25 protein-coding genes and 1 pseudogene are annotated in these 24,383 nt (G+C 73.1%); 18 read left to right on the top strand and 8 right to left on the bottom strand.

Annotation, left to right across the window (positions count from 1 at the left end):
* Positions 1-138: 138 nt before the first annotated feature.
* Positions 139-1,041 carry a GNAT family N-acetyltransferase gene (locus V6U81_RS14830; RefSeq protein ID WP_334489535.1) on the top strand — a complete coding sequence of 301 codons (903 nt, stop codon included), beginning with the start codon at positions 139-141 and terminating at the stop codon, positions 1,039-1,041.
* Here the strand turns inward: V6U81_RS14830 and V6U81_RS14835 are convergent.
* Positions 1,004-1,654 carry a futalosine hydrolase gene (locus tag V6U81_RS14835; protein ID WP_334489537.1) on the bottom strand — a complete coding sequence of 217 codons (651 nt, stop codon included), beginning with the start codon at positions 1,652-1,654 and terminating at the stop codon, positions 1,004-1,006. The genes V6U81_RS14830 and V6U81_RS14835 overlap by 38 nt on opposite strands.
* The gene (locus V6U81_RS14840) at positions 1,651-3,300 is read right to left on the bottom strand and encodes an MFS transporter (protein ID WP_334489539.1); all 1,650 of its coding nucleotides are present in this window, start codon (positions 3,298-3,300) and stop codon (positions 1,651-1,653) included. The genes V6U81_RS14835 and V6U81_RS14840 overlap by 4 nt, the downstream gene beginning before the upstream one ends.
* Positions 3,301-3,385: 85 nt before the next feature.
* On the opposite strand from V6U81_RS14840, the gene V6U81_RS14845 reads away from it, so the two are divergent.
* Positions 3,386-4,225 (top strand): DUF3027 domain-containing protein, encoded by an 840-nt coding sequence (locus V6U81_RS14845; protein WP_334489541.1) that lies wholly within the window; start codon positions 3,386-3,388, stop codon positions 4,223-4,225.
* Between the two features lie 4 nt (positions 4,226-4,229).
* Here the strand turns inward: V6U81_RS14845 and V6U81_RS14850 are convergent, their stop codons facing one another.
* Positions 4,230-4,490, bottom strand: a complete 261-nt coding sequence (locus tag V6U81_RS14850; protein ID WP_334489544.1) for a DUF2530 domain-containing protein — start codon at positions 4,488-4,490, stop codon at positions 4,230-4,232.
* An 88-nt stretch (positions 4,491-4,578) separates the two neighbouring features.
* On the opposite strand from V6U81_RS14850, the gene V6U81_RS14855 reads away from it, so the two are divergent.
* The 5 genes from V6U81_RS14855 to thpR all read left to right on the top strand — a co-directional run bounded on the left by V6U81_RS14855 (position 4,579) and on the right by thpR (position 9,176).
* Positions 4,579-6,057 (top strand): NCS2 family permease, encoded by a 1,479-nt coding sequence (locus V6U81_RS14855; protein ID WP_334489546.1) that lies wholly within the window; start codon positions 4,579-4,581, stop codon positions 6,055-6,057.
* Between the two features lie 122 nt (positions 6,058-6,179).
* The gene (locus V6U81_RS14860) at positions 6,180-6,629 is read left to right on the top strand and encodes a MarR family winged helix-turn-helix transcriptional regulator (RefSeq protein WP_334489548.1); all 450 of its coding nucleotides are present in this window, start codon (positions 6,180-6,182) and stop codon (positions 6,627-6,629) included.
* 70 nt (positions 6,630-6,699) lie between these two features.
* Entirely contained in the window at positions 6,700-7,986 is a 1,287-nt protein-coding gene (locus tag V6U81_RS14865; protein ID WP_334489550.1) for an MFS transporter, read from the top strand.
* Between the two features lie 99 nt (positions 7,987-8,085).
* Positions 8,086-8,601, top strand: a complete 516-nt coding sequence (locus V6U81_RS14870) for a hypothetical protein (RefSeq protein WP_420884025.1) — start codon at positions 8,086-8,088, stop codon at positions 8,599-8,601.
* Entirely contained in the window at positions 8,598-9,176 is a 579-nt protein-coding gene (gene thpR, locus V6U81_RS14875) for an RNA 2',3'-cyclic phosphodiesterase (RefSeq protein ID WP_334489552.1), read from the top strand. The genes V6U81_RS14870 and thpR overlap by 4 nt, the downstream gene beginning before the upstream one ends.
* A gap of 148 nt (positions 9,177-9,324) precedes the next feature.
* Here the strand turns inward: thpR and V6U81_RS14880 are convergent, their stop codons facing one another.
* The 4 genes from V6U81_RS14880 to V6U81_RS14895 form a co-directional block, all read right to left on the bottom strand.
* The gene (locus V6U81_RS14880) at positions 9,325-10,311 is read right to left on the bottom strand and encodes an aldo/keto reductase (protein ID WP_334489555.1); all 987 of its coding nucleotides are present in this window, start codon (positions 10,309-10,311) and stop codon (positions 9,325-9,327) included.
* A gap of 61 nt (positions 10,312-10,372) precedes the next feature.
* Positions 10,373-11,458 carry a septation protein SepH gene (sepH, locus tag V6U81_RS14885; protein WP_334489557.1) on the bottom strand — a complete coding sequence of 362 codons (1,086 nt, stop codon included), beginning with the start codon at positions 11,456-11,458 and terminating at the stop codon, positions 10,373-10,375.
* A 188-nt stretch (positions 11,459-11,646) separates the two neighbouring features.
* Positions 11,647-12,774, bottom strand: coding sequence for a phosphoserine transaminase (gene serC, locus V6U81_RS14890; protein ID WP_334489558.1), 1,128 nt, complete (start codon positions 12,772-12,774; stop codon positions 11,647-11,649).
* Between the two features lie 249 nt (positions 12,775-13,023).
* Positions 13,024-14,130 carry a citrate synthase 2 gene (locus V6U81_RS14895; RefSeq protein WP_334489560.1) on the bottom strand — a complete coding sequence of 369 codons (1,107 nt, stop codon included), beginning with the start codon at positions 14,128-14,130 and terminating at the stop codon, positions 13,024-13,026.
* Between the two features lie 183 nt (positions 14,131-14,313).
* Between V6U81_RS14895 and pdxH the strand changes: the two genes are divergently transcribed.
* The 7 genes from pdxH to V6U81_RS14930 all read left to right on the top strand — a co-directional run bounded on the left by pdxH (position 14,314) and on the right by V6U81_RS14930 (position 20,457).
* Positions 14,314-15,033 carry a pyridoxamine 5'-phosphate oxidase gene (pdxH, locus tag V6U81_RS14900; protein WP_334489562.1) on the top strand — a complete coding sequence of 240 codons (720 nt, stop codon included), beginning with the start codon at positions 14,314-14,316 and terminating at the stop codon, positions 15,031-15,033.
* Positions 15,030-16,325, top strand: coding sequence for an MFS transporter (locus V6U81_RS14905; RefSeq protein WP_334489564.1), 1,296 nt, complete (start codon positions 15,030-15,032; stop codon positions 16,323-16,325). Before pdxH ends, V6U81_RS14905 begins: the two co-directional genes overlap by 4 nt.
* Before the next feature lie 47 nt (positions 16,326-16,372).
* Entirely contained in the window at positions 16,373-17,302 is a 930-nt protein-coding gene (locus V6U81_RS14910) for an aldose 1-epimerase family protein (protein WP_334489566.1), read from the top strand.
* Between the two features lie 2 nt (positions 17,303-17,304).
* Positions 17,305-17,907, top strand: a complete 603-nt coding sequence (locus tag V6U81_RS14915; protein WP_334489568.1) for a nitroreductase family protein — start codon at positions 17,305-17,307, stop codon at positions 17,905-17,907.
* A 179-nt stretch (positions 17,908-18,086) separates the two neighbouring features.
* Complete coding sequence (locus V6U81_RS14920) at positions 18,087-18,392, top strand: type II toxin-antitoxin system VapB family antitoxin (RefSeq protein WP_334489570.1); 306 nt, start codon at positions 18,087-18,089, stop codon at positions 18,390-18,392.
* A gap of 32 nt (positions 18,393-18,424) precedes the next feature.
* Positions 18,425-19,585, top strand: coding sequence for an acyl-CoA dehydrogenase family protein (locus tag V6U81_RS14925; RefSeq protein WP_334489572.1), 1,161 nt, complete (start codon positions 18,425-18,427; stop codon positions 19,583-19,585).
* Positions 19,586-19,689: 104 nt separating this feature from the next.
* Positions 19,690-20,457, top strand: a complete 768-nt coding sequence (locus V6U81_RS14930) for a DUF4230 domain-containing protein (protein ID WP_334489575.1) — start codon at positions 19,690-19,692, stop codon at positions 20,455-20,457.
* 46 nt (positions 20,458-20,503) lie between these two features.
* Here V6U81_RS14930 and V6U81_RS14935 read toward each other — a convergent pair whose 3' ends face one another.
* Positions 20,504-20,710, bottom strand: a complete 207-nt coding sequence (locus V6U81_RS14935; protein WP_334489577.1) for a PspC domain-containing protein — start codon at positions 20,708-20,710, stop codon at positions 20,504-20,506.
* 304 nt (positions 20,711-21,014) lie between these two features.
* Between V6U81_RS14935 and V6U81_RS14940 the strand changes: the two genes are divergently transcribed.
* The 4 genes and pseudogenes from V6U81_RS14940 to V6U81_RS14955 form a co-directional block, all read left to right on the top strand.
* Positions 21,015-22,385 (top strand): L-serine ammonia-lyase, encoded by a 1,371-nt coding sequence (locus tag V6U81_RS14940; protein WP_334489579.1) that lies wholly within the window; start codon positions 21,015-21,017, stop codon positions 22,383-22,385.
* A gap of 40 nt (positions 22,386-22,425) precedes the next feature.
* A complete protein-coding gene (locus V6U81_RS14945) occupies positions 22,426-23,253 on the top strand; it encodes an ABC transporter permease (RefSeq protein WP_334489581.1) in 828 nt (275 codons plus the stop codon).
* A gap of 131 nt (positions 23,254-23,384) precedes the next feature.
* Positions 23,385-23,999: an ABC transporter ATP-binding protein gene (locus V6U81_RS14950; protein ID WP_420884028.1), complete on the top strand. Its 615-nt coding sequence runs from the start codon at positions 23,385-23,387 to the stop codon at positions 23,997-23,999.
* A pseudogene (locus V6U81_RS14955) lies at positions 23,996-24,383 on the top strand (CDP-alcohol phosphatidyltransferase family protein); the annotation flags it as partial. The gene V6U81_RS14950 and the pseudogene V6U81_RS14955, both read left to right, overlap by 4 nt.

Consider the following 24,383-nt stretch of genomic DNA (forward strand, 5'->3'; position numbering starts at 1 on the left):
AGCGATTCGTTGCCGTCATCAAGTTTGTAGCGTCCCGTTGACCACCTTCATCCCCAGCTCCGGCCGTTTTCCACAGAGTTATCCACAGGGCGGTCGAGGGTGTTGAGGACGGCTACGGAGCCGGCCAGCATGGTGTGGATGAGCGAGACGACGCCTCAGGTCGATCTCGGCGCCGCCCTCCGGGCCCTGCGCCGGGCGGCGGACCTGAGCCAGCGTGAGCTGGCCGAGCGGTCCGGAGTGCCGCAGCCGACCATCGCCCGGATCGAGTCCGGCGCGGTGACCGACCCCAGGTTCCGGACCGTGGAGCGTCTGGTGCGAGCGGCCTCGGGGCGGATCACCCTTGGCGAGCCGGACGCTTCGCCCCCGCCGATCCCGCACGAGGAGCTTCGCGACGCGGCCGGGCGGCACTGCCCGGCACACCTCGATGCCCGGGAGGTGCGGGAACCACGGGACTGGCCGGGAGCCTGGTGGGCGCACTGGTACGACCTTCCGCCCGAGCGGTGGAACGTGACGTTGCCGGCGACCACCTACGCCCTGGACCGGGCCGCTCGGGACCGGCGGCGCTGGGGCGAACAGATCCGGCGTGACGTGCGGGTACGCCGCTGCGTCGATGACCTCCCAGCTACGTCCTGGCGGTTCGTCGCCGAGCTGCCCGACGGTGCACTGGTCGGCGAGCTGCGGGCGCACGAGCGCAGCGTCGAATTTTTCCGCCGGTACCCCCTGGGTGATCGGCGGGAACTCGTGCTCGACGGCGTCCTCGTCTCCGCCGAGCACCGGGGGCTGGGGATCGGGCGCCGCCTGCTCGACGCGCTCGCCACCGAGATGGATCGTGCCGGCATCGGCGCCGTGCAGGCGATCGCCGAGTTCGGTGGCATCGGCTTCCTGCTGGCCTGCGGCTACCGGCTGGAGGCCAGCCGACCGGCCTCGCTCCGGCTCGACCGGCCGGCCGTCAGCGCAGGACTCGACCGGCCGACTGTCAGCGCAGGACTCGACCGGCCGGCAGTCAGCGCAGGAAGCGGGCGGCGGCGGTCAGGGCGGTGAGCGCCTCCCGGATCCGCCACGCGTCGCGGTCCCGGGGACCGATCGGGTTGGAGACGGTCCGCAGCTCGACGAAGGGCAGGCCGGCCTGGACGGCGGCGACCGCCACTCCGTACCCCTCCATGGCCTCGGCCACGGCGTCCGGGTGCCGGTCGGCGAGCGCGGCGGTGCTCTCCGCCGTGCCGGTCACCGTGCTCACGGTGAGCACCGCACCGACCACCGCCTCGGGCAGGGCCTCCCGCAGAGCGGCCAACAGCTCCGGGTCGGCGTCGACGATCGGGCCGCCGCCCAGCAGCTCGGGCGGCATGCCCAGCTCGTCGATCGGGAGGAAGCCCGCCGGCGACTCGGCGCCGAGGTCGGCCGCGACGCTGCGGGTGCCCAGCACCGTGCCGCCGACCGTCACCCGGCCGGCGAAGCCGCCGGCGACGCCCGCGCTGAGCACCGCACGGTACGGGCGGCCGGCCGCCTCGGCCAGCGTGAGCAGGCGTGCCGTGGCGGCGCCCGCGACGGCCGGGCCCACCCCCACCGGGCGGACGGTCACCGTCGGGTCGGTCAGGCCCGCCCGGACCGCCTCCGCCTCGGCGGGCACCGCGGTCAGCACCAGCAGGCCGGTCACGACACCGGTCCCTGCGACTCGCGTCGCTGCTCGCCGTCCGCGCCCGACCCGCCGACCGCCGACGACGGCCGGTAGATGTGGTAGCCGGGCGGTGCCAGACCGGCGTCCGCGGCGCCGGGGGAGTCGTGCCCGGTCGGCGCGGCGGAGGTCGGCGCGGGAGAGGTCGGCGCCACCTGGGCGACGACCTCGGTGGTCGCGTCGCCGCCGGTGGTCGTGTTGTCGCCGGTGGTCGTGTTGTCGCGGGTGGCCAGTTCGTCGTCGTGCAGCGGCCGGCCCATCAGCCGCTCCGCCCGCAGCCGACCGGCGACCACCGCGCCTCGGATCGCGGCAAGGGTGCCCACTCCGGCGGCGACCGCGATGCCGACTCGTCCGTCGAACGGCACCAGGCCGAGGCCGCCACCGGCCACGAAGGCGAGCATCAGCGCCGTCTCCGAATGCGCGAAGGAACTCGCCCGCAGCCGCTCCGGGATCCGCTCCTGGATCGAGGCGTCCACCGCCAGCTTGGCGATCCCACTGCTCAGGGCCGCGACCAGGCAGAGCGCCGCGACCATCGGCAGGGAGAACTTCAACGTCGCCAGGATCGCCACCCCGGCGACGATGACCATGCTGCTGGACTGGATCGCCGTCGGGCGGTGGATGCGCAGCCGGGTGCCCACCGCGGTGGCCAGGAAGCCGCCCACCGCCAGCGCCCCGCCGACCAGGCCCAGCGCCGCCTGATCGTTGAGCTGCCGGCCGAAGAAGTCGGTGGTGAGATCACCCTTCTTCAGCGCGAACGCCAGGAAGAGCAGGAGGAAGCCGTAGAGCGCGCGGAGCGTCGCCGCGCCGATCAACGTGGCGATCACGACCCGGCCGGCGGGGCGTCCCCGGCCCAGCGGCCGGTCGCCGTCGCGGCGCAACGCCCGCAGCGGGCGAGGCACCCGCTCCGGCGGCTCCGAATCCGCCTTCGGCGGCAGCCGCAACGCGATCACCATGCCGACCAGGAAGATCACCGACGCCACCCGCAACGGCCACTGCGGCCCGAACCAGAACGCGGCGAGCCCGATCGGCGCCACCAGGGCACCGGCGACGGTGCCGTAGACGCTGGCCCGGGCGCCGACCTGGGAGAGGCCCAGGCCCTCCGGCAGCAACCGGGGTACGGCCGCCGAGCGGGCCACCCCGTACGCCCGGGAGAGCGCCAGCACCCCGAACGCCGCCGGGTACAACCCCAGGCCGCCCAGGTAGTCGGAGATCAACCAGGCGAGGAAGGCCCGGCCGAGCATGGTGGTGGCCAGGGCGTACCGGCGGCCGTGCCGGAAGTGGTCGAGCAGCGGGCCGACCACCGGCGCCAGCATGGCGAACGGCACCATCGTGACCAGCAGATAGAGCGCGACCTTGCTGCGGGCCTCACCGAGAGGCACGTCGAAGAAGATCGTGCCGGCCAGGCCGATGGCGATCAGGGTGTCCCCGGCGCAGGAGATCGCGTGCAGGTCGAAGAGGCGGACCATGCCGATCTCGCCGCCAGCCCCCCGCGCCCTGGCCGACCCGGCCCGCCGGGTCATCCAGCGGCCGCCGCTGACCGAGCCGCGGAGCAGCAGGCGGCCGGCACGGAAGCCCGTGCCCGCGGTCCGGCCCAGTACGGACCGCCCGGAGCGGGAGAACAGCGGCATGTGCACCATCCTCGCCCATCTCTTCCACCGGTGCCGCACCACCGGGGAGACATCACCGGGGAGTGCCTGTCGGCCGGCCGCGTGCATGGGGAACAATGGTCGGGTGACCAGGCCCGTCTCCACCCGTGCCGCCCGCCTCGACCAGGTCTGCGCCGCCGCCGTCGAGGTGGCCCGTGCCGGCATCACCGAGGTGGAGCCCGCCGACGTCGGCGACCACCTGCGTGCCGTCGCCGAGGGCGACCGGGTCGTCACCCACTACTTCGAATGTCTGATGGGCGGCTACCGCGGCTGGCGGTGGGCGGTCACCGTCACCCGGGTGCCGCGCAGCAAGCACGTCACGATCTGCGAGACGGTGCTGCTGCCCGGCTCGGACGCGCTGCTCGCGCCCGGCTGGCTGCCCTGGCAGGAGCGGCTCAAGCCGGGCGACCTGGGCCCCGGTGACCTGCTCCCCACCCCGCCGGACGACGACCGGCTCGCCCCCGGCTACCTGCTCTCCGACGACCCGGCGGTCGAGGAGACCGCCTGGGAACTCGGCCTCGGCCGGCCGCGGGTGCTCTCCCGGGAGGGGCGCGCCGAGGCGGCCCAGCGCTGGTACGACGGCGACCATGGCCCGTCCGCGCCGATCTCCACCGCCGCGCCGGCCGCCGCCCGCTGCGGCACCTGCGGCTTCTACCTGCCGCTGGCCGGCTCCCTGCGGCAGTCCTTCGGCGCCTGCGGCAACTTCTACGCCCCCGACGACGGCCGGGTGGTCAGCGCGGACCACGGCTGCGGCGCGCACTCGGAGACCCTGATCGAGACCGGGGAGCCCGCGGTCGAGGAGCTGCCCACGGTCTACGACGACAGCGCCGTCGAGGCGATGTCCGTCAGCCGGGCCCCGGGTTCCGTCGAGGCGGCCGAGCCGGCGGAGCCGTACGGCCACTCCTGACCGGTCAGTCCCGCCGGGCGGCGGCTTCCCGGCGGCGTCGTCGGTGAGCGTCGTGCCGCATCATCGTGACCAGACCGGGAAAGCCCCAGAGGAATCCCGCCAGGCAAGTCCAGAGCCAGTTCTGGTGCCCGGTCCTGGTCAGCCAGTCACGGAAGAAGATCAACAGAACCAGGCCCACCACCGCCCAGGCGATCAGCCCGGCGACCGCGAACGGGACCATCGGCGGGTCGAGCGGCTCGGGCCGCGGCGGTTGCTCCTGTGGCACGGGGCAAAGCGTACGCGATCAACTTTTGTCGGCGGCCCCTGATCTGGGACGATGCGCGCGACAACGGAAGATCACCTGCGAGGACCTGATGGCCATTGCCCCGCCGGACAACGGCACCCCGCCCGATCCCGCCCACCCCCGTAACGGTTTCGACCGATACTTCGAGATCTCCGCCCGCGGTTCGACGATGAGCCGCGAGGTACGGGGTGGTCTGGCGACCTTCTTCACGATGGCGTACATCGTGGTGTTGAACCCCCTGATCCTGGGCGGAGCCGTCGACGGCGACGGCAAGAAGCTCTCGATCCCCGCTCTGGCCGCCGCCACCGCGCTGGTGGCCGGCCTGATGACGATCCTGATGGGTGTCGTCGGGCGCTTCCCGATGGCGCTGGCCGCCGGTCTGGGCGTGAACGCGCTGGTCGCGTTCGAGATCGCGCCGGAGATGACCTGGGCTGACGCGATGGGCCTGGTGGTGATCGAGGGTGTGGTCATCGGCATCCTCGTGCTCACCGGCCTGCGGACGGCGGTCTTCCGCTCGGTCCCGACTCAGATGAAGACCGCGATCGGCGTCGGCATCGGTCTCTTCCTCACCATGATCGGCCTGGTCGACGCCGGCTTCGTCCGGCGGGTGCCGGACGTGGCGAACACCACCGTCCCGGTCGGACTGGGCATCAACGGCAAGATCGTCAGCTGGCCGATGCTGGTCTTCGTGGTCGGCCTGCTGCTCACCCTGGTGCTGGTGGTGCGCCGGGTGCGCGGGGCGATCCTGATCGGCATCCTGGCGTCGACCGTGCTGGCGATCATCGTGGAGGCGATCGCCAAGGTCGGGCCGTCCTTCGTCAACGGTCAGCCCAACCCGAAGGGGTGGGCGCTGAACGTGCCGAAGCTGCCGGAGCAGGTCGTGGACATCCCGGACCTGTCCCTGCTGGGCAACTTCAACGTGCTCGACTCGTGGAGCCGGGTCGGCTGGCTGGTCCCGCTGATGTTCGTCTTCACCCTGCTGATCACCGACTTCTTCGACACCATGGGCACCATGGTCGCGATCGGCCAGGAGGGGGACATGCTCGACGAGCGGGGCACCCCGCCACGGGCGAAGGAGATCCTGCTGGTCGACTCGATCGCGGCGGCGGCCGGCGGCGCGGCGAGCGTCTCCAGCAACACGTCGTACATCGAGAGTGCCGCCGGTGTCGCGGAGGGCGCCCGGACCGGCGTGGCCAACCTGGTCACCGGCGCGCTGTTCCTGCTCGCGATGTTCCTGGCGCCGCTGTCCACGGTGGTGCCGTTCGAGGCGGCCTCGACGGCGCTGGTGGTGGTCGGCTTCCTGATGATGACCGCGGTGCGCACCATCGACTGGACCGACTACGAGATCGCCATCCCGGCGTTCCTCACCATCACCCTGATGCCGTTCACCTACTCGATCTCGAACGGCATCGGCGCCGGTCTGATCACGTACGTGGTGCTGAAGCTGGCGAAGGGGAAGGCGCGGGAGATCCACCCGCTGCTCTACGGGGTGGCGGCGCTGTTCATCCTGTACTTCCTGCGTGGGCCGATCGAGTCCGCGCTGCTCTGACCCGTCCGGCTCCGGGCCGGGGCATCCGAAATCGGATTCCCGGCCCGGAGCAGGACAAACTTCCTCGTGAGCATGGTCATATCACACCTCGTTAGCCAGGCTCATTAGTTAGGCTAACTACCGTGACGGAGCGGACGGTGACGGCGAAACGCGTGCCACCGGCGCAGCTGGCCCCTCAGCTGCGTGATGCGATCACCCGACTCAACCGGCGGGTCCGACAGGCCCGCCCGGTCGGCGACCTGACGGTCACCCAGCTCAGCGCGCTCACCAGCCTCCGGCTGGCGGGTGCCCTGACGCCCCGGGAGCTGGCCGACGTCGAGCGGGTGCAACCGCCGACGATGACCAAGATCGTCGCGAAGCTGGAGGAGCGCGGCCTCGTGCAGCGCACCCCCCATCCGACCGACAGGCGACAGGTCATCCTCGCGGCGACCGAGGGGGGACGGGCCGTGCTCGACCAGTTCGAGCGGGTCCGTGACGAGTGGCTGGCCAGCCGGCTGGCCGCGCTCACGGAGGACGAACGCGACACGCTGCGGCGCGCCGCCGAGATCCTCCAGCAGCTCGCCCGCGCCTGAGCGCCCGTACCACCGGGTCCGCGCCGTCCGTAGTGGATGACGCGTATCGACCCGAGGAGGCGCACCAAGAGTGCAGGCGAGATTGAGCACGATGTTCCAGTCCCTACGAGTCCGCAACTATCGACTCTTCGCCACCGGACAGCTGATCAAACTGATCGGCGTCTGGATGATGTTCATCGCCCAGGACTGGCTCGTCCTCGAGCTCTCCGACAACTCGGCCACCGCGCTCGGCGTGGTGACCGCGCTCCAGTTCACCCCGGTGCTGCTGCTCACCCTGCTCTCCGGCCGGCTCGCCGACCGGTACGACAAGCGCATGCTCCTCTTCGTCGCCAACGCCTTCTGGACGCTGCTGGCGCTCGGCATGAGCGTGCTGGTGCTCACCGGCCTGGTCCAGCTCTGGCACGTCTTCGCCTTCGCCCTCCTGCTCGGCGTGGCCAACGCGGTGGAGACACCGGTCCGCCAGGCCTTCGTCTCGGAGCTGGTCGGTACCACCCTGCTGCCGAACGCGCTCTCGCTCAACGCGGCCGTGTTCAACACCGCCCGGATCGTCGGCCCCGCCGTCGCCGGCCTCGCCATCGCCGCCTTCGACGTCGGCCCGGTCTTCCTCTTCACCGCGGTCAGCTCGATCGCCCCGCTGGCCAACGTGGTCCGGATGCGCCCGGCCGAGCTGCACCGCAAGGACCTGCCGCCGGTCGGTGAGCGGGACTCCGCGAAGGTCGTCGACGGGCTGCGCTACGTCTGGCGCCGCCCCGACCTGCTGCTGCCGATGGTGGTCATGTCGATCATCGGGATGACCCTGTTCAACTTCCAGCTCACCCTCGCCGCGCTGGCCAAGACCGTCTTCCACACCGGGGCCGCCTCCTTCGGCCTCTTCAGCACCGCGCTCGCCTGCGGCGCCCTGGTCGGGGCGCTGGCCGGCACCGGGCGACGCAGCCGCCCCTCGGTCTGGCTGGTGCTCGGCGCGGCGGTGGGCTGCGCCAGCTTCGGCACCCTGGTCGGCTTCGTCCCGGCGTACTGGATGGTGGTGGCGCTGCTCCTGCCCACCGGCTTCTTCATGGTCTTCTTCGCCCAGGCCGCCAACCAGCGGGTCCAGCTCGGCGTCGACGCCGCCTTCCGCGGTCGGGTGATGGCGCTGTGGGTGCTGGTCTTCCTCGGCACCAACCCGGTCGGCGCGCCGATCATCGGCTGGGTCGCGGAAACCTACGGCGCCGGGGCGAGCATCTGGATGGGTGGGCTCATCTCGCTGGCCACCGCGCTGCTCGCGCTCACCTGGCAGCTGCGCCGCTCGGGCGCCCGGCTCCGCTTCCGGGTGCTGCCGATGCCCCGCTTCTACGTGACCTCCGCGCCCGACTGCTGACCCCGACGGTCCGCTCTCCCGCCGGGAGGGCGGACCGATTCGCGTCCGGATACCGGCAATCCGGTGGCGGACGGGGGGTCGGGGCCTTAGCGTCGATACGTGGCAGGCGGTAGCGCACTGACGCTCGCACTCGCGTTCCTGGCTGTGGCATGCCTGCCAGTCGCGTTCGCCCTGCTGTTCTGCGTCGACGAGATCCTCGACCGGGTGGTCTGCGGATGGAGCGAGTGGCGGGAACGGCGCCACGAGCGGCGTACCATCGCCCGGCTGGACCGCGCGATCGAGGCGGATGCCCTCACCCGGGACGTCGACCTGACCGCGCTGGACCGTCCCGACCGGCAACCGCTCGAACTCATCGCCGCCGACCTGCGCCGCCTCGGTGGGCACCGGCTCGCCGCCGGCGGCCGCTCGGTGGTCTGGCACGGCGCGGTCATCGAGGCGTACGACGACCGGCTCCGGGCGGGCTGCCGGGCGCTGGGGATCACCGAGCACCTGGCCGACCTGGACGGCGTCGACCGGGAGATCGAACGGGTCCGGGTGGAGGGGCTGCTCGACGCCGCCGGGCTGCCCGTCCCGGCCGCCCGCGCCGGCCGGCGTCCGCGCAACCGGCGGGCGTGAGACTCTTCGTCGCGGTCTACCCGCCCGCCGACGCGGTGGCCGACCTGACCGCCCGGATGGCTCGGCTGCGGGTCGGCGCCGCCTCCGCCGCCGGAATCAACGTACGCCTCGCCGACCCGGCCCACCTGCACGTCACGCTCGCCTTCCTCGGCGACGTCGAGGCGGACCGGCTGATCGAGGTGGAGAGTGTCCTCGGGCTCGCCGCCGAGACCCTGCGCGACGTCCGGGGCAGCTCGCCCCGGCTCCGGCTCGGCGGAGGCGGACGCTTCGGGCGGGACCGCTTCACCGTGCTCTGGGTGGACCTGCTCGGCGAGGTCGAGGCACTGCACGTGCTCGGCCGGCTGATCCGGCTCGGACTGCGCCGGGCCCGGCTGCCGCACGACGACAAGCCGTTCCGCCCCCACCTGACGGTCGCCCGGCCCGGCGACCGGATCGACCATGCCGACGTCGAGGCCGACCGGGAGGCGCTCGCCGACTACACCGGCCCGGAGTGGCCCGCCACCGAGCTGGTCCTGGTCCGCAGCCACCCGGGCCCCAACCCCACGTACGACCGCCTCGCCGCCTGGCCCCTCTGACCCACCCCCACCCCCACCCCGACCCCCCCACCCCCACGCCGCCGATCTTGCACTTTTGGCCCCGACCAAAGGTCCTTATCGGACATTTCGCGGGCCGAAAGTGCAAGATCGACGGGGCGGGGTGGGGTGGGGTGGGGTGGGGTGGGGGTTACCAGGCCCAGGCTTCGGGGCCGGGGCCGCCGTTGCCGATCGGCGGGAAGAGCTCGTCGAGGCGCTTGAGCGTCGCCTCGTCGAGGTCGATCTCCAGGGCGCCCAGGTTGCGGTCGAGCTGCTCGAGGGTGCGTGGGCCGACGATCGGGGCGGTCACCCCGGGCCGGGAGAGCAGCCAGGCCAGCGCCACGTCCGCCGGGTCCTGGCCCAGGTCCGCGCAGAGCTTCTCGTACGCCTCGATGGTGGGCCGGTGCGCGGCGAGCGCGTCGGCGGCCCGGCCGCTGGTGCCCCGCGCGGCGCCGCCCTCGGCCATCTTCCGGATGACCCCGCCGAGCAGCCCGCCGTGCAGCGGCGACCAGGGGATCACGCCCAGCCCGTAGTGCTGGGCGGCCGGGAGCACCTCCAGCTCGACGTGCCGGGTGAGCAGGTTGTAGATGGACTGCTCGGCGACCAGGCCGAGGAAGTTCCGCTTCGCGGCCGCGGCCTGCGCCTGGGCGATGTGCCAACCGGCGAAGTTGGACGATCCGACGTAGACCACCTTGCCCTGGGCGACCAGCGTCTCCATCGCCTGCCAGATCTCCTCCCACGGGGTGGTCCGGGAGACGTGGTGCATCTGGTACAGGTCGATGACGTCGGTCTGGAGCCGGCGCAGCGAGCCCTCGCAGGCCCGGATGATGTGCCGGGCGCTCAGACCCTGCTCGTTGGGCCAGTCGCCCATCTTGCCGTAGACCTTGGTGGCCAGGACGACCTTCTCGCGCCGCCCGCCGCCCTGGGCGAACCAGCGGCCGATGATCTGCTCGGTGATCCCCTCACCGGTCTGCCAGCCGTACACATTGGCGGTGTCGAAGAAGTTGATGCCGTGTTCCAGCGCCCGGTCCATGATGGCGAAGCTGTCCGACTCGGTGGTCTGCGGCCCGAAGTTCATTGTGCCGAGGCAGAGCCGGCTCACCGAGAGACCGGTGCGTCCCAGATTCGTGTACTCCATGACTCCACCCTGGCACGCGGGCACTTCGAGTGCCTCGCGTTACCAGGGTGGCGTCGTTGGATCAGGACGATTCGCGGGCCGCCGGGCCGCTGCCGAAGAGGACGTCGTCCCAGCTCGGCAGCCGCTTGCGCGGCTTGCCGGTGGCGTCGGTCGACTCAGCGCCGGCCGCGGCGGCCGCCGCGGTGCCGGTGCGCCGGGGCCGGAGCACCGCCAGCGACGGTACGGCCGGGACCTCCTTCGGCGCGTCCGAGTCGTCGTCGAACGCGGAACCCTGGCCGCCGCCGAGGAGTGCCGCCGCGCCGCCACCGACCGCCCGCTGCCGGGGCGCGTCGCCGCCGGCCATCGCCGCCGGGGAGCGCGGGTCGAGCCCACGCCCGGAGGTGCCGCCGAGCGGCCGGTCCAGGGAGGCGAGCAGGGCGTCCCGGCCGGCGCGGATCGGGTCCCGCCCGGGGCGACCGTGCTCGGCCGCGGCCGGCAGGCCGTGCCCGCCCCGGCTCGGCTCGCCGCGCGACGGGCCGGGCAGCGCGTGGCCGCCCCGCTCCGGCGCCGGCTCCTGGCCGAGGATCGGGGTGGGACGCTCGGCGCAGAGGTACTGCGCCATGTCGTCGTGCGGGGTGACGTTCTGCCGGAGCTTGTCGAGATCCCAGACCGCCTGCGCGGTGGCCTTGCCGGACGGCCAGGTGGCGATGATCCGCCAGGTGCCGTCGTCGCGCCGGTAGGCGTCCCAGGAGATCTTCTCGGTGTCGATCCCGTGCTGGGCCAGCCGACCGTTGACCACCTCGGCCAGCGGGGTGGGCTTCTCCGCGCCCTTGAGCCGGGTGCGCCGGGCGTGCTGGGCGAGCATGGCCCGCTCCTGGAGCACCGGGCCGGCGTAGCGCAGCACGCGGTCGACCGGCACGCCGGCGATCCGGGCGACGTCCTCGGCGGACTCGCCGGAGCGGATGCGGGCCTGGATGTCCCGTGGGGACAGTGACGGCACCGGGTCGACGGCAGTGGGGACCACCGCGAGGGGCGCCGCGCCGGGCTCGGCGTGCAGCACCGTGGCTATGCGCTCGTCGATGGGGAGGGCGAGCAGGCGCCCGACCTCGTCGGCGAGCACCAGAGCCTGGCCGTCCTCGGAGAGGGCGACGAAGCGTACTGGGCGCATGGCGTAGCCTCCGTCCCGCTTCGCTGGCCGCGTCACGCCACGAGCCGGCCACCCGGGCGTCTCGAACCACCGTACGCTCATCTTCCCAGAGGTGGGGGATGCGACACCCGCATGTCGCGACTGAGCTGCGGCGATGATCACGGTGGGTGGCCGTCGGGGCCGCCGTGGCCACCCACCGTGACGGCCTGCTAGAGCCGCTCCACCACGTAGTCGATGGAGGCGGTCAGCGCCTCCACGTCCGCCGGCTCGACCGCCGGGAAGAGCGCCACCCGGAGCTGGTTGCGACCGAGCTTCCGGTACGGCTCGGTGTCCACGATGCCGTTGGCGCGCAGCACCTTCGCCACCGCGGAGGCGTCCACCTCGTCGGCGAAGTCGATGGTGGCGACCACGTTGGAGCGCAGCGCCGGGTCGGTGACGAACGGCGCGGCCACGTCGGAGCGTTCCGCCCAGCCGTAGACGATGCCGGCGCTCTCCGCGGTGCGCTTGGCCGCCCACGACAGGCCGCCCTGCGAGTTCATCCAGTCGGTCTGCTCGGCGGCCAGGAAGATGGTGGCCAGCGCCGGCGTGTTGTAGGTCTGCTCCAGCCGCGAGTTGTCGATCGCGGTGACCAGGTCGAGGAAGGCCGGGATGTAGCGGCCCGAGCCCTTGATCTCGGTGGCCCGCTCCAGCGCGGCCGGCGCCATCAGGGCCAGCCAGAGGCCGCCGTCGGAGCCGAAGCACTTCTGCGGGGCGAAGTAGTAGACGTCGGTCTCGCCGACGTTGACCTCCAGGCCGCCCGCGCCGGAGGTGGCGTCGACCAGCAGCAGGGAGCCCGGGTCGGCCCCGGCCACCCGGCGGATCGGCACCGCGACGCCGGTGGAGGTCTCGTTGTGCGGGGTGGCGTAGACGTCCACCCCCGCCTCGGCCGCCAGGGTCGGCGCGCTGCCCGGCTCGGACTTGCGCACGGTCGGCTCGCCGAGGAACGGCGCGTCCTTGACCGACTTGGCGAACTTCGCGCCGAACTCGCCGAAGCTGGCGAACTGGGCCCGGTCGCGGACCAGGCCGAACGTGGCGACCTCCCAGAACGCGGTGGTGCCGCCGTTGCCGATCACCACCTCGTAGCCCTCGGGGAGGGAGAAGAACTCGGCGATGCCCTTGCGCAGGCGGGCCACCTGGTCGCGGACCGTCTTCTGCCGGTGCGAGGTGCCCAGGTAGCTGGTGGCCACGTCGGCGAGTGCGGACACCGCCGCTGGACGGACCTTGGACGGCCCGCAGCCGAACCGGCCGTCGGCGGGCTTGAGGTCGTCGGGAATCCGGATGGTCGGTGCGTCAGCCACGGTTGTCGAGATCCTTCCGCATGGGCGAGGGCGGGCCCTACACCGGGCGCGGATCTGCCCAGCGGCGCTGCGCGCGGGCGCGCGGCGCGGCCGGGATCCGGCCCGGTCCGGCGACACTGCCGGTCTTCATCCTCGCACCCGGGCCGGCCGGCCCGGCGGCTGGTCCCACGCCGGGGGGTGAGTCGTGCGCCACAGACGCGCGAGGGGGCCCCGTCCGCGCGGACGGGGCCCCCTCGACGGGTACCCGGATCAGACGCCGTGCGGGATGGCGGTCCAGCCCTCGACCTCCTGCGGCTTCCGGCTGCCCGGCCCGACGTAGCGGGCGGACGGGCGGACCAGCCGCTGGAGCTTCTTCTGCTCCAGGATGTGCGCGGACCAACCGCCCATCCGGGCGCAGGTGAACATCGAGGTGAACATGTGCGCCGGCACCTCGGCGAAGTCCAGCACCACGGCCGACCAGAACTCGACGTTGGTGGCGAGCACCCGGTCCGGGCGGCGGGCCTGGAGCTCGGCCAGGGCGGCCTTCTCGAGCGCCTCGGCGATCTCGAAGCGCGGCGCGCCGAGCTCCTTGGCGGTGCGACGCAGCACCCGGGCGCGCGGGTCCTCGGCCCGGTAGACCCGGTGGCCGAAGCCCATCAGCCGCTCGCCGCGGTCGAGGACGCCCTTGACGTACCCCTCGGCGTCGCCGCTGCGCTCGACGGCCTCGAGCATGGTGAGCACCCGGGAGGGGGCGCCGCCGTGCAGCGGGCCGGAGAGGGCGCCGATGCCGGAGGAGATGCAGGCCGCGGCGTCGGCGCCGGTCGAGGCGACGATCCGGGTGGTGAACGTGGAGGCGTTCAGGCCGTGCTCGGCGGCCGAGATGAAGTACGCGTCGACGGCCTTGACGTGCCGCGGGTCCGGCTCGCCGCGCCAGCGCTTCATGAAGCGCTCGACGATCGTCTCGGCCTTGTCGATCTCCTTCTGCGGCACGGCCGGCAGGCCCAGGCCGCGGGCGGACTGGGCGACGAAGGAGAGCGCGGTCACCGAGACCCGGGCCAGGTCCTCGCGGGCCTGCGCGTCGGAGATGTCCAGCAGCTGGTCGAGCCCCCAGTACGGGGCGAGCATGGCGACGGCGGACTGCACGTCCACCCGGATGTCGCCGGAGTGCACCGGGACCGGGAACGGCTCGGCCGGCGGCAGGCCCGGGCCGAAGCGGCCGTCGACCAGCAGCGCCCACACGTTGCCGAAGGAGACCTGCCCGATCAGATCCTCGATGTCCACGCCCCGGTAGCGCAGCGCACCGCCCTCGCGGTCCGGTTCGGCGATCTCGGTCTCGAAGGCTACGACGCCTTCCAGGCCCGGTTTGAAGTCCGACATGTCGTCTCCTGGCTTCCGGATCGGTGCGCCCGCGCGGGCTCATCCGGCCCTGCACCTTAGGCGACCCTCAGGGATGTGTTCGTGCCATCTTGCCTGGTGGGTAACCGAGTCCGCGACCCAGTGCGACTGTGCCGCACGCGACATCCCCGCCGGTGGACGGCGTCGCGGTCTCGGCGAGACTGGATGGTGGGGGCTGGCCAGCGTCGGGGGACGTGGCGGCCCCGACGAGGGGGGGGAAGGACTGTGACGGGCGACACACCCGCTCCGGCGGCCATGCGTAACGAGTACGCCGCCGACCTGGGCCTTTCCGAGGACGACCTGGCCGCCGACTGGTACGGCCAGTTCGACCGCTGGTTCGCCGACGCGGTGGCCCACGGGCTGCCCGAACCGAACGCGATGATCGTCGGCACCGCCGACGCCGCCGGTCACCCCAGCGGCCGGACGGTGCTGCTCAAGGGGTACGACCCGGAGGGCTTCGTCTTCTACACCAACTACGCCTCGCGCAAGGGCGCCGAGGCGACCGCGAACCCGTGGGCGAGCCTGGTCTTCCCGTGGTTCCCGATGCAGCGGCAGGTGGTGGTCGCCGGCCGGGTGGAGCGGGTCGACCGGGCGGAGACCGAGGCGTACTTCGCCAGCCGGCCGCGCGGGTCGCAGCTGGGCGCCTGGGCCAGCACCCAGTCCCAGGTCCTCCCCGACCGGGCGGCGCTGGACGAGGCGTACCGGGCGGTGGTCGAGCGCTTCGCCGACGTGGCGCAGATCCCCGCGCCGCCGCACTGGGGCGGCCTGCGGGTCCGGCCCGAGTCGGTGGAGTTCTGGCAGGGCCGGGCCAGCCGGCTGCACGACCGGCTGTGTTTCCGGCGGACCGAGGACGGCGACTGGGTCACCGAGCGGCTCGCCCCGTGACCGCCGTCGACGGCACCCGGTCGCGCGAGGCACGCCGCTGGGCGATCGACCTGCGCCCACTGGCGGTGCCGGCGTTCCGGCGGATGTGGCTCGGCAACACGCTGGCCATGTTCGGCTTCCAGTTCACCGCCGTCGCGGTGCCGGTCGAGATGTACGCGCTCACGAGGGACTCGTTCTGGGTCGGGCTGCTCGGCGTCGCCGGCTTCGTACCCCTGTTGGTCTTCGGTCTCTGGGGCGGCGCGGTGGCCGACGCCCGCGACCGGCGCCGGGTGCTGCTCGCCGGCTCGGCGCTGCTCTGGGCCTCGATGGTGGGCCTGCTGGTGCACGCGCTGGTCGGCCGGGGCAGCCCGGTGCTGCTGCTCGCCCTGGTGACGGTGCACTCGGTCGCGTTCGCGATCAGCTCGCCGGCCCGCAGCGCGATCCTGCCCCGGCTGCTGCCCGCGGAGCTGGTGCCGGCGGGCAGCACGCTGAACTACACCACCTTCACCGCCGCCTCGGTCGTCGGGCCGCTCGCCGCCGGTCTGATCTTCGCGGCCTTCGGCACCGGACCGGGTCTGCCGGTCGCCTACGCGCTGGACGCGCTGCTCTTCACCGGGCTGGTCGTGGCCACCGTGCGGCTGCCCGCGATGCCCCCGGAGCCGGCCGCCGAGGGAGAGGTGCGCCGCGGTGGGCTGGCCGGCATCCTCGACGGGTTCCGCTACCTCGGCACCACGCCGGTGCTGCTGTCGTCCTTCGCCATCGACCTGATCGCGATGATCCTGGCCATGCCTCGGGCGCTCTTCCCGGAGATCGCCGAGAGCCGCTTCGGCGGTGGTGCGGCGGTGGGCTGGCTCTACAGCGCCATCGCGATCGGCGCCATGGTGGGCGGGCTGACCTCCGGCTGGATCGGCCGGATCCACCGGCAGGGCCTCGCCCTGGTGGTGGCGGTGGTCGGGTGGGGGCTGGCCATCGCCGCCGCCGGCCTGGCCCGGCAGCTCTGGCTGATGGTGGCGCTGCTCGCCGTCGCCGGGGCCGCCGACCTGGTCAGCGCCGTGCTGCGGCAGTCGATGCTGCTGATCTACGCACCCGACCGGATGCGCGGCCGGCTCCAGGGGGTGAACACCGTGGTGGTCGCCGGCGGCCCGCGCCTGGGCGACCTGCGGGCGGGCGCGGTGGCGGCCGGCTTCGGCACCGGGGTGGCCTGGATCGGTGGCGGCCTGGTCTCGGCCGCGCTCGCGGTGCTGCTGGTGGTGGCCTTCCCGGCGCTGCTGCGCTACCGGGCGGCGGGCGCGGGGCGGGAGCCGCGGGGCTGAACCGGGGTGGGGCGCGGGGCGGTGGGGACCGACTAAGGTCAGCCGACATGGACAACTCCGCACCCCGCCACCCGTCCGGGACACAGTGGACCATCTCCGCCGGCGGCCACGAGGCCGTCATCGTGGAGGTGGGCGGTGGGCTGCGGTGGTACCGGCACGACGGGGTGGACTACGTCGACGGGTACGAGGCGGACGAGATCTGCCCCGGCTCGGCGGGGCAGGTGCTGGCGCCGTGGCCGAACCGGATCCGGGACGGGCAGTACACCTTCGGCGGGCGGTCGTTGCAGCTCGACCTGACCGAGCCGGCCCGGCACAACGCGATGCACGGGCTGGTCAACTGGGTGCGGTGGCACCTGGTCGAGCAGTCCGCCGACGCGGTGACGGTCGGCTACGACCTGCCGGCGAACCCGGGGTACCCGTGGCCGCTGCGGCTGCGTACCCGGTGGAGCGTCGGGGCGGACGGCCTGCGGGTCGAGCACGAGGCGACGAACCTCGGCGCGGAGCCCGCCCCGTACGGCTACTCCATGCACCCCTACCTGCGGCTGCCCGGGGTGCCGGTGAACGAGATGTCGATGCGGGTCCCGGGCCGGACCCGGGTGCTGCTGGACGGCCGGCTGCTCCCGGTGGGCGCCACCCCGGTGGCCGGCTCCGAGTACGACTACACCGCGCCCCGCCCGATCGGTGAGGCGGTGCTCGACCTGGCCTTCGGCGACGTGGTCCGGGACGACGACGGCGGTTCGGCGGTGACGCTGGCCGCGCCGGACGGCGCGACCTCGGTGCACGTCTGGGCGGACCGGGAGTTCGGCTGGTGGCAGGTCTTCACCGGGGACACCCTGACCGGGGAGCGGCACCGCCGGTCGGTGGCGGTGGAGCCGATGACCTGCCCGGCGGACGCGTTCCGCTCCGGCAAGGACGTGATCGAGCTGGAGCCGGGGGTGACCTGGCGGGGCGCCTGGGGCGTCCGCCCCGGAGTCTGAGCGTGGAATTCCAGGAGGTCGTCCGGCGGCGCCGGATGGTGCGCAACTACGACCCCGCCCGCCCCGTCCCGCCGGAGGTGGTGGACCGGCTGCTCGACCACGCCGTCCGGGCGCCCTCGGCCGGGTTCGCCCAGGGCTGGGGCTTCCTGGTGCTGGAGGCCCCGGAGGACCGGGAGCGGTTCTGGGCCGCGGCCACCCCGGCGGGCGGCGGGCGGGAACGCTGGCTGACCGGGATGCGCCGGGCCCCGCTGATCGTGGTGCCGCACGCCAACCGCTCGGCCTACCTCGAGCGGTACGCCGAGCCGGACAAGGGCTGGGCGGACCGGTCGACCGAGCGGTGGCCGGTGCCGTACTGGTTCGTCGACACCGGCTTCGCCGCGCTGCTGATGCTGCTCACCGCGGTCGACGAGGGGCTGGGGGCGTGCTTCTTCGGTATCCCGCCGCAGCGGTTGGACGCCTACCGGGAGGCGTTCGGGGTGCCCGAGGAGTACCAGCCGATCGGTGCGGTCACCGTGGGCTACCGGACAGCCGACCACCGGTCACCGTCGCTGCGTCGCGGCCGGCGGCCGGTCGGTGAGGTGGTCCGGCGAGGCCGGTGGAGTTGAGTACGGTTCGTCCGGTCCGCTACGGGTATCGACGGTAGCGAAACCGACATGAGGGAGTAAAACACGGTGTGGCGAGGGCGGTTAGGCTGGCACGGACATGGGCGCCGCACTCCGCGGCGCCTCGGCGTGACCCGGCTCCACGCCGTCGGTCGGCCCGGCCACGGGGAGGGGAGCGTGCCGTGATCTTCAGAGCGGTCCGGGACGGGCGTCCGTACCCGGAGCACCACTTCACGCTCAAGCAGTGGGCGGAGATCCCGCCGCGCCCGCTGCGGCTGGACCAGCTGATCACGACCAAGCGGGAGCTGGCGCTGGACAAGCTCCTCGCCGAGGACTCGACCTTCTACGGCGACCTCTTCCCGCACGTCGTGCAGTGGAACGGCGGCCTCTACCTGGAGGACGGCCTGCACCGCGCGCTGCGCGCCGCGTTGCAGCAGCGCAACCAGATCCATGCCCGGGTGCTGGTGCTCAGCGGTCAGGCCGAGTGACGCCCGCCTGACGAATCGTTAAGGTGGCCCCCATGAGCCCTCTCGACCTGCTGGACGTCGATGCCTCGCTGAGCGAGGAGGAGCGCCAGATCCGCGCCGTGGTGCGCCAGCTCATCGACGACCGGGTCCGCCCGCACGTCGCCGGCTGGTACGAGGACGGCGAGGTGCCGGCCCGCGAGCTGGCCCGCGAGTTCGGCAAGCTCGGCCTGCTCGGCATGCACCTGACCGGGTACGGCTGCGCCGGCGCCTCGGCCGTCGCGTACGGGCTGGCCTGCCTGGAGCTGGAGGCCGGCGACTCCGGCATCCGCTCGCTCGTCTCGGTGCAGGGCTCGCTGGCCATGTACGCCATCTGGCGCTTCGGCAGCGAGGAGCAGAAGCAGCGCTGGCTGCCCGCGATGGCGGCGGGCGAGGCGATCGGCTGCTTCGGGCTGACCGAGCCGGACCACGGCTCCGACCCGGCGTCGATGATCACCCGGGCCCGTCGCGACGGCGACGACTGGATCCTCGACGGCGCCAAGATGTGGATCACCAACGCGCCGATCGCCGACGTCGCGGTGGTCTGGGCCCGCACCGACGAGGGGGTACGCGGCTTCGCCGTACCCATGGACACGCCCGGTGTCACGGCCCGGGAGATCCGCCGCAAGATGTCGCTGCGTGCCTCGGTGACCGGCGAGATCGCCCTCGACGGGGTCCGGCTCCCGGCGGACGCGCGGCTGCCCGAGGCGGTCGGGCTGAAGGCGCCGCTGAGCTGCCTCACCGAGGCCCGGCACGGCATCGTCTGGGGAGCGCTCGGCGCGGCCCGCGACTGCCTGGAGACGGCCCTGTCGTACGCGACCACCCGGACCCAGTTCGGCCGGCCGCTGGCCGGTTTCCAGCTCACCCAGGCCAAGCTCGCCGACATGGCCGTCGAGTGGAACAAGGGCCTGCTGCTCGCGCTGCACCTGGGCCGGCTCGCCGACGCCGGGAAGCTCCGCCCCGAGCAGGTCAGCGTGGGCAAGCTGAACAACGTCCGGGAGGCCCTGGCGATCGCCCGGCAGTGCCGCACGATCCTCGGCGCCAACGGCGTCTCCGGCGAGTACCCGGTCATGCGGCACGCCAACAACCTGGAGAGCGTGCTCACCTACGAGGGCACCTCGGAGATCCACCAGCTGGTCATCGGGCAGAAGCTCACCGGAATCTCCGCGTTCGCCTGACCTGGGCGGGGCCGTCACCCGTCCGGGTGGCTCGCCGAGCGGGTGTCGCACCGGGCACGTAACGTCATCGACAGACGACGTGTCGGACGAGGACGGTGAGGGCGATGGCCCGCAGCGGTGACAGCAACGAACCGACGAGGGAGTTCCCCGGCTACCCGACCGCCGACACCCTGCCCGGGCGGTCCGACGCCACACCGGAGCCGCGCACCGGAACGCCGCCGCCCGCCGGTCGCGGGGCGACCCGGGGCCTCTTCGCGGTACTCGGCGCGGCGGCACTGGCCGTGGTGGTGCTGCTCGGCGCCCAGGCCACCGGGATCTTCCCCGAGTTCCGCAACCCGTTCGCCAAGGAGCAGACCGACCGCAGCCAACCGCCGCTGCTCAAGTCGATCCAGGACCTCAGCCGGTACGTCGCGGCCGAGGGCAACTTCCAGGTCGTGGTCGACCTGCAGAACGACCGCAGCAACGTGCCCGAGTTCCTGCTCAACCAGCGCACCCTCTTCGTCGGGGCCGGCAGCGTCGAGGCGTACGTCGACTTCGCGAAGATCTCCGAGGGGGCGGTGGTCGAGTCCGCCGACGGCAAGTCGGTGGAGATCAAGCTGCCGGCGCCGCAGCTCGGCAAGACCAACCTCGACCTGGAGAAGAGCTACGTCTTCGCCGAGGAGCGCGGCCTGCTCAACCGGCTCAGCGAGCTGGTCAACGGTGACCCCAACCGGCAGCAGCAGGTCTACCAGCTCGCCGAGGAGCGGATCACCGCCGCCGCCCGCGACAGCGGACTGACCCAGCGCGCCGAGGAGAACACCCGCAAGATGCTGGAGGGTCTGCTCCGGTCGCTCGGTTATGAGAAGGTCACCATCAGCTACACGGCCCCCTGACCGCGCCGCGCGGCCCGGGGAGCGGGCCGCGCGACGGGGGAGCCGGTCAGTAGCGGGTGGCGGCGTAGCGGTCCTCGTTCGGCATCAGCACCCAGAGCACCAGGTAGACGATCACCTGGGTGCCGGGCAGCAGCAGTGACAGCAGGAACAGCAGCCGGATCAGGCCGGCCGAGGTGTTGAACCGGCGGGCCAGGCCGGCGCAGACGCCGGCGAGCATGCGCCCCTCGCGGGGCCGGACCAGTTTGCGACTCATCGTCGTACTCCACTCTGCGGCGATCCGCCGCTCTGACATCCACGGTAGGAACGGCCGGCCACCGCGCCCTCGGCCGTGAGAGGGATCCGGCGGCCCCGTACCCGTAGGTGGTTACCCGTGTCGGGGTCAGCCGACGCACCGCCGGCGGGAAGCCGGCGGCGACGGAGGGTGAGCTGGGCGGGTAGGCTCGCCGATCGGTACCGCCCACACCCCGGGCGGTTCCGCCACGGCCGCCGGGGACCCGGGCGACCGCGACCCGAACCGGACCCCGCACCACCGGGGACGACGGCGAGGAAGTGCAGCCATGATCAGTGTTTTCGACCTCTTCAGTGTCGGCATCGGGCCGTCCAGCTCGCACACCGTGGGCCCGATGCGGGCCGCCCGGACGTTCGTCGGCGGGCTGAAGGCCGACGGGCTGCTCAGCGATGTCGCCCGGGTGCAGGCGGAGCTCTTCGGCTCGCTCGGCGCCACCGGGCACGGGCACGGCAGCGACCGAGCCGTGCTGCTCGGGCTGGAGGGCGAGGCCCCGGAGACGGTCGACACCGACACGGTGGCGCCCCGGGTCGCCCGGATCCGCGCCGAGCGGCGGCTCAGCCTGCTCGGTACCCAGGAGATCGACTTCGACCCGGACCGGGACCTGGTGCTGCACCGCCGCCGGTCCCTGCCGTACCACCCGAACGGGATGACGTTCGTGGCGTACGACGCCGCGGGCGCCGAGGTGCGGGCCCGCAGCTACTACTCGGTGGGCGGCGGCTTCGTGGTGGACGAGGCGGCGGCCGGGGCGGACCGGATCAAACCGGACACCACCCGGGTACGCCACCCGTTCTACACCGGTGCCGAGCTGCTCGGCGTCACCACTGCCACCGGGCTGTCGATCAGCGACGTGATGCTGGCGAACGAGCTCTCCTGGCGGGGCGAGGCCGACGTCCGGGCCGGCCTGCTGGAGATCTGGCGGGTGATGGGCGAGTGCGTCGAGCGGGGCTGCGCGCGCGACGGCGTCCTCCCGGGCGGGCTGAAGGTCCGCCGCCGGGCCGCTGAGCTGCGCAAGAGTCTGGAGGCGGAGACCGACTCGACCGATCCGCTGCGCACGATGGACTGGGTGACCCTCTTCGCGCTCGCGGTCAACGAGGAGAACGCGGCCGGCGGCCGGGTGGTCACCGCCCCGACCAACGGCGCGGCCGGGATCATCCCGGCGGTGCTGCACTACTACACCCGGTTCGTCCCCGGCGCGTCCGACGAGGGTGTCGTGCGGTTCCTGCTGGCGGCCGGCGCGATCGGCGTGCTGTTCAAGGAGAACGCGTCGATCTCCGGCGCCGAGGTGGGCTGCCAGGGCGAGGTCGGTTCGGCCTGTTCGATGGCGGCGGCCGGGCTGGCCGAGGCGATGGGCGGCACCCCCGAGCAGGTGGAGAACGCCGCGGAGATCGGGATGGAGCACAACCTGGGGCTGACCTGCGACCCGGTCGGGGGGCTGGTGCAGATCCCATGCATCGAGCGGAACGCCGTGGCTAGCATCAAGGCGATCACGGCCGCCCGGCTCGCGCTGCGCGGTGACGGGGTGCACGCCGTCTCGCTGGACAAGGTCATCAAGACCATGCGGGAGACGGGCGCCGACATGAAGGTCAAGTACAAGGAGACGGCGCGGGGCGGCCTGGCCGTCAACGTGATCGAGTGCTGAGCTGACGGTCACCGGTCGCCGTCCGGGTGGGAGGCGGGCGGTGAGCTCTGCGGTCGGGGCGTTGTGGTCGCACCGCAACTCGCTGCGGATCCTGGTCAAGCGGGACCTGGCGGTCAAGTACCAGCAGTCGGTGCTCGGCTATCTCTGGTCGCTGATCGAGCCGCTCGGCATGGGCGCGATCTACTTCTTCGTCTTCGGCGTCCTCTACGCCGGTGACACCACCCGGCATTTGGGCGAGGCCGGCGCGTCGTACCCGCTCTTCCTGATCACCGGCATCTTCGCCTGGGCGTGGACCAGCTCCGCGCTCAGCGAGGCGACCAACGCGCTGACCGGGCAGTCCCGGCTGATCACCACGATGAACGTGCCCCGGCAGGTCTTCCCGATCGGCCGGGTCACCGGCCGCTTCGCCGAGTACGTCGCCGGCCTGCCGATCCTGGCCGCCATCGCCGCCGTCTACGCCGCGCACGGCCGGATCCACCCCGGCTGGTCCCTGCTCGCCCTGCCGCTCGCCGTGCTGGTGCAGGCGATCCTGCTGATCGGCATGTCGTTGCTGCTGTCGGCGCTCAACGTGCTGATGCGCGACGTGGAGCGGATCATGCGGCTGATCATCCGGGTGCTCTTCTACGCGACGCCGATCATCTACCCGCTGAGCCTGGTCCGGGAGTCCGACCTGCCGCGCTGGCTGAAGGTGGCGTACGAGCTCAACCCGCTGGTCGGCATCTTCCAGCTCCAGCACGCCATCTGGTACCCCGACGAGTTCCCCGACGCCCGGCTGCTGCTGACCACCGTCGGCGGCAGCCTGGTCGTACTGGCCGCCGGCTGGTGGGCGTTCCGCCGGCTCGAACCGGCCGTGCTGAAAGAACTCTGAGGGTGGCCCCGATCATCGAGGCCGAGGGGCTCGGCATCCGGTTCGTCCGCAACCGCCGGCGGCAGCTGCGGCTGCGCGAACTCTTCATCCACCGGGGCGGGCGCTCCGCCGCGGCCGGCCAGTTCTGGCCGCTGCGGGACGTCTCCTTCACCGTCGAGGCCGGGGACACCATCGGGGTGATCGGGCGCAACGGCACCGGCAAGAGCACCCTGCTGCGGCTGATCGCCGGCGTGCTCATCCCCGACGAGGGGCGGATCCGGGTCCGGGGCGACGTCGCGCCGCTGCTGGAACTCTCCGCCGGCTTCTCCAACGAGCTGACCGGACGGGAGAACCTGCACCTGGTCGGCGGCCTGCACGGGCTCTCGCCGGGCTACCTGAAGCGCCACTTCGACGACATCGTGACCTTCGCCGGCGAGCAGGTGGAACGGGCCATCGACACGTCGGTCCGGCACTACTCGTCGGGGATGAAGGTCCGGCTGGGATTCGCGATCATCTCGCACCTGCCGCACCCGGTCCTGCTGATGGACGAGGTGACCGCGGTGGGCGACGCGGAGTTCCGGGAGAAGTGCTACGCGACCATCGACCGCCTGCTCGCCGAGGGCCGGACCCTGGTGCTGGTGTCGCACAACGAGAAGGATCTGACCCGGTTCTGCCGGCGGGGCCTCTATCTGGACGCCGGCCGGTTGACCGTCGACGGGACGGTGGACGAGGCGCTGGCGGCGTACCACGCCGCGGTGCGGAGGTGACCCTCGCGATCGTGCTCACCGCCGGGGCCCCCGCCGCCGGGGGGCCGGTCGCGGACCGGCTCGCCGCCCAGTGGCGCCGGGCCGGGGCGGACCGGGTCCGCCGGGCCGGCGACCTGGCCGAGCTGGCCGCCCTGGTCGATGCCGCCCCCGGCCCGGTGCTGGTCAGCGGGGCCGACCTGGTGGCGCACACCGCCGTACTGCGGCACCTGGCGACCAGCCCGGCCGGGCCGACGGTGGCCCTGGTGCTCGCCGATCCGCCGGCCGCCGGCCGGGCGGCCGTCCGCGAGGAACGCGGGCAGCTCGCCGACGCCGGCCCGGAACTGCCCGACGCCACCGGCGTCTTCGGCGGGGCGCTGCGGGTGGGCGCGGCGGACCGGCCGGCCC

Source organism: Micromonospora lacuserhaii, assembly GCF_036902735.1.
Classification (GTDB): Bacteria; Actinomycetota; Actinomycetes; order Mycobacteriales; family Micromonosporaceae; genus Micromonospora.

What these genes read in the sequence shown, in the direction of transcription:
- V6U81_RS14910 (WP_334489566.1), top strand. Translation starts at nt 16,373, where the DNA reads ATGGACAACTCCGCACCCCGCCACCCGTCCGGGACACAGTGGACCATC.
- V6U81_RS14935 (WP_334489577.1), bottom strand. Translation starts at nt 20,710, where the DNA reads ATGAGTCGCAAACTGGTCCGGCCCCGCGAGGGGCGCATGCTCGCCGGC.
- V6U81_RS14930 (WP_334489575.1), top strand. Translation starts at nt 19,690, where the DNA reads ATGGCCCGCAGCGGTGACAGCAACGAACCGACGAGGGAGTTCCCCGGC.
- V6U81_RS14830 (WP_334489535.1), top strand. Translation starts at nt 139, where the DNA reads ATGAGCGAGACGACGCCTCAGGTCGATCTCGGCGCCGCCCTCCGGGCC.
- V6U81_RS14840 (WP_334489539.1), bottom strand. Translation starts at nt 3,300, where the DNA reads ATGCCGCTGTTCTCCCGCTCCGGGCGGTCCGTACTGGGCCGGACCGCG.
- pdxH (WP_334489562.1), top strand. Translation starts at nt 14,314, where the DNA reads ATGGTGGGGGCTGGCCAGCGTCGGGGGACGTGGCGGCCCCGACGAGGG.
- V6U81_RS14895 (WP_334489560.1), bottom strand. Translation starts at nt 14,130, where the DNA reads ATGTCGGACTTCAAACCGGGCCTGGAAGGCGTCGTAGCCTTCGAGACC.
- sepH (WP_334489557.1), bottom strand. Translation starts at nt 11,458, where the DNA reads ATGCGCCCAGTACGCTTCGTCGCCCTCTCCGAGGACGGCCAGGCTCTG.
- V6U81_RS14925 (WP_334489572.1), top strand. Translation starts at nt 18,425, where the DNA reads ATGAGCCCTCTCGACCTGCTGGACGTCGATGCCTCGCTGAGCGAGGAG.
- V6U81_RS14940 (WP_334489579.1), top strand. Translation starts at nt 21,015, where the DNA reads ATGATCAGTGTTTTCGACCTCTTCAGTGTCGGCATCGGGCCGTCCAGC.
- V6U81_RS14880 (WP_334489555.1), bottom strand. Translation starts at nt 10,311, where the DNA reads ATGGAGTACACGAATCTGGGACGCACCGGTCTCTCGGTGAGCCGGCTC.
- V6U81_RS14845 (WP_334489541.1), top strand. Translation starts at nt 3,386, where the DNA reads ATGGGGAACAATGGTCGGGTGACCAGGCCCGTCTCCACCCGTGCCGCC.
- V6U81_RS14855 (WP_334489546.1), top strand. Translation starts at nt 4,579, where the DNA reads ATGGCCATTGCCCCGCCGGACAACGGCACCCCGCCCGATCCCGCCCAC.